11 protein-coding genes and 1 other annotated feature are annotated in these 10,687 nt (G+C 37.8%); of the genes, 5 read left to right on the top strand and 6 right to left on the bottom strand.

Annotated features, from left to right (window positions below; translation table 11 throughout):
- On the bottom strand, positions 1-231 hold a 231-nt coding region (locus BLR11_RS13400; protein ID WP_176763008.1), incomplete at its 3' end, for a transposase.
- A gap of 611 nt (positions 232-842) precedes the next feature.
- Between BLR11_RS13400 and BLR11_RS13395 the strand changes: the two genes are divergently transcribed.
- The 4 genes from BLR11_RS13395 (at position 843) to BLR11_RS13380 (ending at position 5,434) form a co-directional block, all read left to right on the top strand.
- Positions 843-1,442, top strand: coding sequence for an N-acetylmuramoyl-L-alanine amidase (locus BLR11_RS13395; protein ID WP_091653095.1), 600 nt, complete (start codon positions 843-845; stop codon positions 1,440-1,442).
- 109 nt (positions 1,443-1,551) lie between these two features.
- Positions 1,552-2,340 (top strand): polysaccharide deacetylase family protein, encoded by a 789-nt coding sequence (locus tag BLR11_RS13390; protein ID WP_091653093.1) that lies wholly within the window; start codon positions 1,552-1,554, stop codon positions 2,338-2,340.
- A 37-nt stretch (positions 2,341-2,377) separates the two neighbouring features.
- Positions 2,378-4,180 carry a phosphoethanolamine transferase gene (locus tag BLR11_RS13385; RefSeq protein ID WP_091653090.1) on the top strand — a complete coding sequence of 601 codons (1,803 nt, stop codon included), beginning with the start codon at positions 2,378-2,380 and terminating at the stop codon, positions 4,178-4,180.
- An 84-nt stretch (positions 4,181-4,264) separates the two neighbouring features.
- Positions 4,265-5,434 carry a murein hydrolase activator EnvC family protein gene (locus BLR11_RS13380; protein ID WP_176763007.1) on the top strand — a complete coding sequence of 390 codons (1,170 nt, stop codon included), beginning with the start codon at positions 4,265-4,267 and terminating at the stop codon, positions 5,432-5,434.
- Between the two features lie 53 nt (positions 5,435-5,487).
- On the opposite strand, the gene BLR11_RS13375 is transcribed toward BLR11_RS13380, so the two are convergent.
- From BLR11_RS13375 to BLR11_RS13355, 5 genes are read right to left on the bottom strand one after another with little or no spacing between them, the layout of a single operon-like run.
- On the bottom strand, positions 5,488-6,258 hold the full coding sequence (locus BLR11_RS13375; RefSeq protein WP_091653088.1) for an amino acid ABC transporter ATP-binding protein: 771 nt from the start codon (positions 6,256-6,258) through the stop codon (positions 5,488-5,490).
- 11 nt (positions 6,259-6,269) lie between these two features.
- Positions 6,270-6,980 (bottom strand): amino acid ABC transporter permease, encoded by a 711-nt coding sequence (locus BLR11_RS13370; RefSeq protein ID WP_091653085.1) that lies wholly within the window; start codon positions 6,978-6,980, stop codon positions 6,270-6,272.
- Entirely contained in the window at positions 6,964-7,749 is a 786-nt protein-coding gene (locus BLR11_RS13365) for an amino acid ABC transporter permease (protein ID WP_091653081.1), read from the bottom strand. Before BLR11_RS13365 ends, BLR11_RS13370 begins: the two co-directional genes overlap by 17 nt.
- A 12-nt stretch (positions 7,750-7,761) precedes the next feature.
- Positions 7,762-8,640, bottom strand: a complete 879-nt coding sequence (locus BLR11_RS13360; protein ID WP_091653079.1) for a transporter substrate-binding domain-containing protein — start codon at positions 8,638-8,640, stop codon at positions 7,762-7,764.
- A 19-nt stretch (positions 8,641-8,659) separates the two neighbouring features.
- Positions 8,660-9,655 (bottom strand): uroporphyrinogen decarboxylase family protein, encoded by a 996-nt coding sequence (locus tag BLR11_RS13355; RefSeq protein WP_091653076.1) that lies wholly within the window; start codon positions 9,653-9,655, stop codon positions 8,660-8,662.
- A 45-nt stretch (positions 9,656-9,700) separates the two neighbouring features.
- Positions 9,701-9,923: a binding site (T-box leader), on the bottom strand.
- 536 nt (positions 9,924-10,459) lie between these two features.
- Between BLR11_RS13355 and BLR11_RS13350 the strand changes: the two genes are divergently transcribed.
- On the top strand, positions 10,460-10,687 hold a 228-nt coding region (locus BLR11_RS13350), incomplete at its 3' end, for a UPF0236 family transposase-like protein (RefSeq protein WP_176763006.1).

The raw sequence follows: 10,687 nt of genomic DNA, 5'->3' as shown, positions 1-10,687 counted from the left end.
AATTTGGAGCTGTAAAGTACCATATTCCGTGCGAAGTTCGCGAGAATAAAAACCGTTGCGGCTATTACCAGAAGACCAGCCGTTGGAACTATGTTTCTCATATCCTAGAAAACTAGAAAGTTCAACCTTAAGCAACTGGTTGATGGCATCTTCAAGTTCTTGACGAAAGACATCTTCAACAGATTGTTTTTCTACTAGCGCTTGCATGAGTTTTGTGTTAAGATTTGACATTAGGGAACCTCATTTCTTTAGTGTCTTTGTTAGCACTTAACACTATACAGGAATGAGGTTCCTTTTCCTATGGGCCTCTTAGAGTTTACACATAAAATTTTATACTATCTATCTTCCAACTATTTTTCTATATAAAGCTATCAAATAGTATATGTTTGAACTAAATAATTCTATATACGATAAAAGTATACAATAAAATTTATAATTTTTGACGAAAAGTAATAAATAAATTATAAACAAAAAACAATATAGTATACGTTTATATTGTAATGCAGAAAATAAAATAAACTATACTATGATATAAAATATTACACGACAAACTTTTTTATTTACAATTTTTATAAAATACATTGCACAGATAACGAATAAAAACTCAATGCAAATGAGAAGCGTTTATATATTGTTTTTCTTGTTCATTTTTCATTAGATAAAATGAACATATGAACATTTATTGAAAAACATCAGTATATATCTAATATTTTTATAAACTTTTACCAATTTCTTATTTTATTTTTCCGAAAACAGGTAACTGGACTTTTCTGAAATATAGTGATATACTCGACGATAGTTGAGAATGTTTGTTATATTTTTATCAGGAAAAGAGGAATATTATGAATAAAATCGGACGCCGAGAATTTTTACGTCGTTCCTTTATCACAATTGGAGCTGCAAGCATTTTACCCACATTTATCCCTAAAATTGTACAAGCATATTCAACACCACACCCTATGCTATCCCCCATCATAAAAGAAACAAATCTCACTTTTTGTCAGCCATTGGTCCAACGTAAACTTACGAATATTATTGTTATTCACCATGTTGGCGGTACTAATCGTGATGTATCGGCATCTGAGATTCATCAATGGCATCTAGCAAACGGATGGGCTGGTATCGGATATCATTTTGTTATCCGAAAAGATGGAACCATTGAACGAGGTCGGCCTATGGGTGCTATTGGAGCTCATTGTTATGGGTATAATCAAACTTCTGTAGGAATTTGTTCAGCCGGTGATTTTGAAACGGCATATCCTACAGACGCTCAGTTAAAATCAATTGGACTTATGACGGCATACCTTTGCCAAAAATATTCATTGCATCCAAATAACCATACTGTTTTCGGTCATCGCGATTTAAATTCCACTTTATGTCCGGGAAAGAACTTATACTCACAATTAAATACGTTAAGAAACACCGCTGCATCGCTTTTATAAACACTAATGCTGCATAAAGGAGTGAATACAACTGAAAACGCATAAACTGTCATCTTATGGAACGAAAGTGATACTCGCGGTAATCACACTATTTACATTCGCAGGGATTATGCTGGCATATTGGTATTTTGGATCAGAGCATTATGAAGTAACCGGAATACCTATTTTAAATTATCACGAAGTAGATAATACCTTTCATACCTGCTTAACTATGACTCCACACGATTTTTCTCAACAAATGCAATATCTAAAAGATCAAGGATATCATACCATCACCCCTGCTCAATTAAATGACTATTTAACAAAAGGAACTGCCTTGCCCGACAAACCTGTCATGATTACTTTTGATGATGGATATGTAGATAATTATACAGATGCCTATCCTATTTTAAAAAAATATGATATGACCGGAACTATTTTTATTATCACCAGTCTTGTCGGAAAACCAGGTTATTTATCTTGGGCCCAAATAAAAAAAATGGATAAAGACAACATGGCCTTTGGCTCACATACAATTACACACAGACCTTTATCCGAATTGGATGAAAATACCGTTCGACAAGAGCTTACTACTTCAAAACAACAGATAGAAACACAATTAGGGCACTCGATCCATTTTATTGCTTACCCCGAAGGCAAGTATAATACAATGGTAGAAAGAGAAACAAAAGCTGCTGGTTATGCCGGTGCCTTCACCGTCAATGCCGGACGTCTTCACGCAGGGGACGATCCGTATGCCTTGAACAGAGTTGCTATATTTGAGGGAAATAACAGTTTTACACACTTCCGCATCCGCTTGCTGTTATCTACATTATGCGGATATCTATGGAAATGGCATGCGTTTTTTTATACAACGCTGCATTTAGAAAAACTCGCATCTTTGATCCCACAGCCATAGAATATAAAAAATATTAATGAATAAATCGGAGGACCATATGAAACATGCTATATTATTTCGCAGGATAGTAACCAGTACGCTTTTATTTGCCATCGTATTCAGTTTATGCTTCGCCTGGTATTATGCAACTTCTATCGGACTAGGTGATGACAATCTGCGTTATGATGCGGTAGGATTAGCAGCGGCTGCCGCTGCTGCCGTACTTCCCGTTATACTATACCGGTGCACTCTTCGTGTCGTATCCTTACTTCCTGGGATATTTATAGCGTTATCATGGATCATTACCGGTCCGTATGTATCATATGCAACATTTGCAGCCAGCGGTATCATTTATCTAAACAATATGTATGACATTTATATCGGGCTCTATTTATTTGGCCTAACATTGTGCACATACATGCTATTTCGCCGTTTCAGCAATGACAAAACCGCTGCGCTTGTTACATCTATATTGCAAATTATTGAGTTGATGATTCCAATAATACAGTGGATCTATTATGCATTGTACAGTTCATGCATCACGACCTCCGGTGCGTTGATCATGTATCAGACAAATATTTCAGAAACAGGAGAATACCTTCATTCATTGGGAATTTTTCACGTCGTGGGAATTATCCTTATGCTGCTTATCTGTTTAACTACATTTTTTTTCGTCGAAACAAAAACACTTCCCATCCCAAAAAATAATTGGGGGAAATTAAGTGTTCCCATATTCGCCTTGCTGATTATCATTCCTTCAGCCTATGTCATGGCGGAAAGCATTGTCCCGGAAAGTTTTCCTATTCGATTGTTTTTAGATACGCACGATTATCTGCAGCAGTCTTCATTATATGCTACAAATCATGCCGAGAAATATAAAGCGTTGCAAGTTGTTCAAAAAAATCCTGCACATAGTCCTAATACAGTAATTGTCGTAATCGGCGAATCGGAAACTCGTACACTGATGAATGCCTATGATCCAAAACATGTACAAAACACCCCTTGGCTCACAGGAGAAAAATCAAATCCCAACTTTACTCTTTTTACCAATGTTTATAGCTGTGCTTGGTATACCGTCCCGGTATTAGAACATGCATTGACGGAATCGAATTTTTATAATACCAAACAATTTAATCAATCTACTTCTATTATTGATATAGCAAAGAAACTAGGATATAAAACCTACTGGTTCAGCAACCAGGGTTCTATAGGAATTGCCGATACACCGATTACGCTGGTCGCAAACACTGCCGACGTAGCAAAATGGACGGATAAAGATAACAAAGAATCACGATATGATGAATCATTGCTGGACTTTTTAAAGCAAGTTAATCCGAACGAAAATAACTTCATTGTACTGCATTTGATGGGAAGTCATATAGAATACCGCAATCGCTATCCAAAATCCTTCCATAAATTTGATGATGGAACCTTAAATGAACAGGCTGATTTTGACAATACCGTGCTATATACAGATTTGATATTATCTCAAATTTATCAATATGCGCATGATAATTTACACTTAGATGCTATGGTATATTTTTCCGATCATGGTTCAGATCCAATGGTACGCCGTCAGCCAGATCCGACAGGTTTTACGGTTCTTCGCATTCCCATGTTTTGTTACTTATCCAATCAATATGAACAACGCAATCCGGACGTAGTTCGTACATTAAAGCACAACCAAAATGCCTTTTTTACGAATGATTTACTATACGAACTTGTTTGCGGCATATTGAATATCAAATCCCCCAACTATGATGAATCCTATAGTTTGGCATCTCCAAAATGGAAGATGAAGCGAAAGGATCTAGTTACACGATTTGGTGAAACAAGTCTAATGGATGATACGGCCTTTTAAAAACGAAGAATATTCCTTGCAAAAACCGCCATTTACAAGACAATTGTAAATGGCGCAAATGTTATTAATAAGGGTGTGATCTATATGAATACCTGCAAAATATTGATTAACCGCGGACTAACGGGCTTACTCATGTTTTCTTTACTGGTTCCTGCCTTTGGCAGTCTGGCAGATGATTCAGACAATTTGCAAAACCAATTGTCTGATGTGCAATCACAGATGAATCAACAACTGCAAAAAAAGAACAATGCAGACACCGCCATCGGTAATATTTTTGAAAAACTTCGCATCATCCAAACGAATCTGGATACGGCTAGAAATGAATACAAAAATATTTCGGACCAATTACTCCAAACAGAAAATAAAATATCGGAAACGCAAGTTAATTTAGACAAAACGCAGGAAAATCTAAAAAAACGGCAAAAAATTTTAGGTAACCGTATTCGTGATATTTACATGCATGGCCAGCTGGATTACTTAGATGTTGTCATCGGCGCTAAGGATTTTAATGATTTTGCCAACCGCGTAGAGCTATTGGAACGAATCGTAAATTCCGACATGGAACTGATCCATTCCATTGCTGCCGATAGGGATACAATCAACCAGCAAAAAACAGAATTAGAAACGGAACGACAAGAACAGGTTAAATTACAAGCTGACGCTGCGAAAAAGAAAGAAGAAATTGAAAAACATAAAGCAGAACAACAAGCCGTTTTAGATAAAACCCAAAATGACAAGGCAGCGGCTGAACAAGCCTATAATGAATTGGAAGCTTCCTCACAACATATCAGTGATATGCTTAAAGCCAGAGCCAATGCAGCTGCGGCAGCAAACACGGATTCTGATACTAGTGCTCCCGCTCCCAGTGGTTCCGGAATATTTATTTGGCCGGTAAACGGTCCTATTACTTCTCCATTCGGCTACCGCATACACCCCGTCTTAGGTCGCAGAATTTTCCACAGCGGAATTGATATCGGTGTCGATTACGGAACCCCGGTGCATGCCGCCGCTGCCGGCGTCGTCGTAGAAGCCGATTGGATGGGCGGATATGGAAATGCCGTACTCATTGATCATGGCAACGGATTATCTACTATTTATGGACATAATACAAGTCTTACCGTTTCCGCCGGCCAAACGGTATCGCAAGGACAGATTATTGCCTATTCAGGCGCTACTGGCATGGCTACCGGACCGCATGTACATTTTGAAGTACGTCTGAATGGCACGCCTGTCAATCCGATGAACTATTTATAATAAATAGCAATATTTACCCTGATTTTATGCATTTTGCTAAAAATCAGGGTTATTTATCTGCATTCATACTCTTCACAAATTCCACCACAGGGCAATATGCGTTTCAAAAACATTTTCGTGCGATCATGCTTAGGATGAACGAAAATATCTTCGGCAGCACCTTCCTCTACGATAACACCGCCATCCATAAAAATAACATGAGTAGCTACATCTTGTGCAAATTTCATTTCATGCGTAACAACAATCATAGTAGTTCCCTCTTCTGCTAGTTTTTTCATTACCCGCAGTACTTCACCGATTAATTCCGGATCCAATGCAGAAGTCGGTTCATCAAACAAGATTACATCCGGCTTGACCGCTATTGCTCGGGCAATACCTACTCGCTGTTGCTGCCCTCCGGAAAGCTGTGCAGGATAATAGTCATATCGATCTGACAATCCTACTTTATCTAATGCCTGTCTGCCAATTGCCAAGGCTTCACTTTTGCCGACATGTCTTCCTGCCGTCAGTCCTAGTGTTACATTTTCAAGAGCGGTTTTATTTGCAAAAAGATTATAATTCTGAAACACAAATGCTGTTTTCTTTCTTACTTTAGCTATATCTGACGAAGACGTATGACTTAAATCCAGATGAAGTGTATCAAATTGCATAGTTCCTTCATCCGCTTGCTCCAAGAAGTTAAGGCAACGTAAAAAGGTTGTTTTCCCTGAACCGCTGGGACCCAGAATTACAATCACGTCTCCTTTTTGGACATCAACGTTTACGTTTTTCAAAACATCAACTCCGTTAAATTGCTTGCGAACATTCTTAATCTGCATTAACATACTATCTCCTCCTATACATGCATTGCCCGGAATGTACTTATCTTTGACTCTGCTGCAGTATATAAAACCTGAATAATCGTGCAAAGAATGATGTATACAAAGAAAACATCTATATACGCTTCAATATAATTATATCCAAAGGATGCCGCGATTTTTCCAATCGCCAGAACATCCTTCACAGTCATTAAAAAAGCTAATGAAGTACCTTTGATTAAATTGACAGTAATGTTGCAGATATTGGGTAACGCCACCACCATAGCCTGCGGAATAATTACATGGATATATACTTGAAAACGAGTTAGGCCAATGGACAACCCTGCTTCAAGTTGTCCTTTGGAAATACTGATAAGTGCGGAACGAAATACCTCTGACAGCAATGCGATCGTATTTAATGAAAACACCACAACCGCATAAAAGAAAGGATCAATCGCATCAAAAACATTAAAGTTGATTCCTAATGTTTGGACAATTGTATTCAACACACTCGGCAGCAAACTGTACAATAAAAGTATCTGTAAAATAATGGGAGTCCCTCTCACAAAGGATACATATACACGAACGGCTCCACTGCTGATTTTGGCATCATTCAAACGCAGAACTGCCATGTAAAAAGCAATGGGAGCTGCTAAAAGGAGCGAAAGTATCGTTAGTTCCAATGTTGTGGAAATACCTCCAAGTATTTTAAAAAATGTTTCGTACATAAAATCAAGATCCAGGTCCATGAAATTTCACCCCCTTTATAAGAAATAGCCTAGCCCGTTTCTTATCTTGCTTAACTGTCTGCACTGTTTTTAATGTTTGTCCTTTATCTAAACGTTTTTCTATTATAAAAAACACTTTTTCAATTAAAAGGGCCATTACCCAATAAATAAACATGCAGGCTAAATAAATCTCTATTGCATATGCTCCAAAATTCTGTGAAATAATCAGATTGCCCTTACCAATCAAATCGATCAATCCTATGGTATATGCCAGTGCCCCTTCTTTGAGAAGATTAATAACCGAATTGCCAAAATTTGGCAAAGCAATGATCATGGCCTGGGGAATGACAACCTGTATTACCGCTTGCAGCGGTGTCAGTCCAATACTCACTGCGGCTTCATATTGCCCCCGGGGAACTGCTAAATAAGCGGATCGAAACACCTCCGATACATATGCCCCAAACAATAATACAAGCGTTATAATAGCAAATACGGATCGATCCCAATCATCAATTTGATAATTGAATAATCCGTCTACCAGCTTTGGCAGTCCGTAAAATACAATAAACAATAAGACGATGGAAGGAGTACACCGCATAACATATGTATACCCCTGTGCCAACCATCTCAACGGACCAATCGAGCTTAGTTTTGCCTTTGCCAATAAAATTCCAAATATAGACCCAAACACAATACTGCTGATTCCAACAAAAAGAGTTATCTGCAGATAGGGTAATAAAGCTGGAATAGATTGCAATAAAAAACTTGGATCAAATGGTCTATAATTCATTTTTTATCCCTCTTATTTATCACTATCTCCAATATAATTGGATAAACTTTCGCCGAAATATTTATTTTCCAATTCGGCAATTTTTCCTTCTGCCCGTAATTCTTCTATCGCTTTATCATATTCATCAGCAAATTTTTGTTCCTTTTTATTAAACAGTGGATATGTTGGAATTCCCTTGTACCGTATATATGACACGTTATCGGCAAATTGATGGTATGAACCATTCTTGTTAAGAACATTATTTTTATAATTTAATTCCACTTCAAAATAGGCATCATACCGACCTTCCATTACCCATGTATAGGCATCAGATACCTTAAAGGCTTCTGACGGGACCAATTTAATTTGCTTATCCGGATGTGATTTATTATATTCTTCCACTACTGCATACTGCGCATTCTGCGGTGCAATAGGAACTAACTTTCCGCTATATGCCGCAAAGGATTCCATATCTTTAATTTTATCTGCTGTATCCTTACGTATAACCAGTCCAATCACACTGGCACCTATATAATTTTTCGGGAAAATATATTTTTTTTCACGTGCCGGTGTTTTCCATATTCCTTTAGTCCCTACCGTATATTTTCCAGATTCAACACCAATGAGCAAATCATCATCAGAGGTCGGGACAAACTTAAATTCATATTGCGGCAGTTTTTTAGCTACCTCTTTCATTACAGCAACTTCAAATCCATCCGATTCTCCTTTATCATTTACATAATCATACGGCACATAATAATTGGTATGCGCAACGGTTATTACTTTTTTCGCACCATCAGTTCCCGCCGCTGTTTCCTTCGTTTCACTCTTACCGCATGCTGCTAACGTAATTGCTGTCGTCCCAATTAATAACACCGCTAACATTTCTTTTCCTAGTTTTTTTATATCCATTATCGATTCCTCCCTTATATTATAAAACAGCCGCCTTCTGCCGCACCCATTCTAATCGATCCCTGGAAATATCAGGTGGGACTGTGCAATCAGCACCCAAGATTACTCCTGTTTTCCCCGCTCCACGAATAATGCGTTCCGTTTCTGCTTCCACAGCATTTTTACTGCCATTATATAATATATCGTTTTCCGTATTGCCAAAGCCACCGATAACGGCACGTCCACCAAAAAGTTTCTTTCCTTCTTCGAGAGAAACTTCTTCAATATGAGCCGCCCAGTTAATCGCCTTAACATCATAATCTGTATACCAGGATAAATCATTGCGGTGGCCCAAATAGCCGCAGATATGGAGAATATTATATGCGCTGGCACGATTCGCCGCCGATAAAATTTTCTTTTCCCCCGGCGTCAAAATACGTTCATACGCTTCACGATTAAGTCCCTTAATATTTTGCAAACTCAAATAAATTCCAGTAATGCCGGCTTCTTTTATAATTCGCTGAGATAAAACCGCCAAATCATCACTAATAATATCCAGTGCACGCTTTACTACTTCTTCATTTTCTTGAATAAGTGTCGTTAAACTAGTATCGCCATCCGGCAGCATAAATTTTAACGTTGTTGCAGCACAAAAGACATTATAAAATAATAAAATTTCATTGCTGTAACGATTACTTAATTTTTTTGCATATGCAATCTGATCAGTAAACCATCTATCATGTTCAGGAAGAGGCTGAAGTCCTTTTAAATCATCAATAGTTTTTACTTTTGATAATACATCCTGCTGATATGTAAAAAAACCATCCGTCATAATTTTAGCAAAGTCAGGTTTTGCGGTATCTAAATATTCTTCTTCTCCAGCCAAAACAAGTTTAGCTAATTGCGGATTTTTAAAAGCATTGGCACTGTGAACAGTAGGTATCGGTAAAATATGGAACCAAAATCCAACGGGAACACGATCCACCGGTTTGTTATCAAGTGCTGCTAATACTAATTCTTTTTTTGTTTGTGACATACGAACATCTCCTTTTAATTTTAGATAAAAAAATATCGTCCCCTGTACAGAGACGATGGCCGCGATTCCACTCTGTTTACAACACATATATACTTGTGCTGTATCTCAAAACCGATAACGGCGGCACCGGACACAGCCTACTAAAATTCAGCTGTTCTGCTCTCAAAGGCATTCCCCATACTAGTCATTTTCGCAAATTTTCAGCCATTGATCTGCGTTCTCTGTAAAAAGCCTATGTATGTGTACTTGTTTTGATCATCGCATTATTATTAATGTATACTTTTTTTGTATATTTTATAGCTATGCTATTTCATCACCTCTCCTATTCCTCCTATTTTGTGAATGATGGATACACTGAAAACAAAACGCGGCCAAATTTAGTATTTAACACGCAAAAAAACACCATCTCCTTATACAGAGACGGTGGTCCGTGGTTCCACTCTGTTTACAGCACTCGCTGCAACTATTTCCATTAACGGCGGCAACCGGATCCGGCCTACTATTTTCGGTCGGTCTGCTCCCAAAGGCATTCCATCGCACTTATGTTTCCCGCAAGCTCTCAGCCGATGGCTCGCGTTTTCTGTAGGACATAAATATACGTGTACTTGTTTTGGTCATTGCATTTTCAATGTTTACCGATATGGTACACGTTATTCAATTGTTTGTCAAGAGAATTCTTGTTTTTTTTATTCTTGATTCTTAGTGTAAAATAGTTCTCGGTAAGATATTGCAAAAAAAAGAAAAGACCTAGATAATAGATATATTGCCTAGCCAGCAAAATATATCACAACCGAAGGTCTTCTCATGGAATATATTATAGCAGAAATTATCAAAACAATAAAGGAATCCGATACCGCGATCATACGCGAAACAAAATTATTGCAGCTGTTTATGCGGATTTTCACAGAGGCACTGGTTTGTGCGTTAGAAATCATGGATACAGAATTGGTGGAACAGTACAAGAAACAAGGATATCAGATAGAACGGCGGGATCGCCGTACGATACAAGGACTATTCGGCACCGTTACCTAT

This window comes from Megasphaera paucivorans, from assembly GCF_900103535.1.
Taxonomy (GTDB): Bacteria; Bacillota; Negativicutes; order Veillonellales; family Megasphaeraceae; genus Megasphaera_A; species Megasphaera_A paucivorans.
Note: the sequence above shows the minus strand (reverse complement) of the source record. Positions and strands in the feature narration are given on the sequence as shown.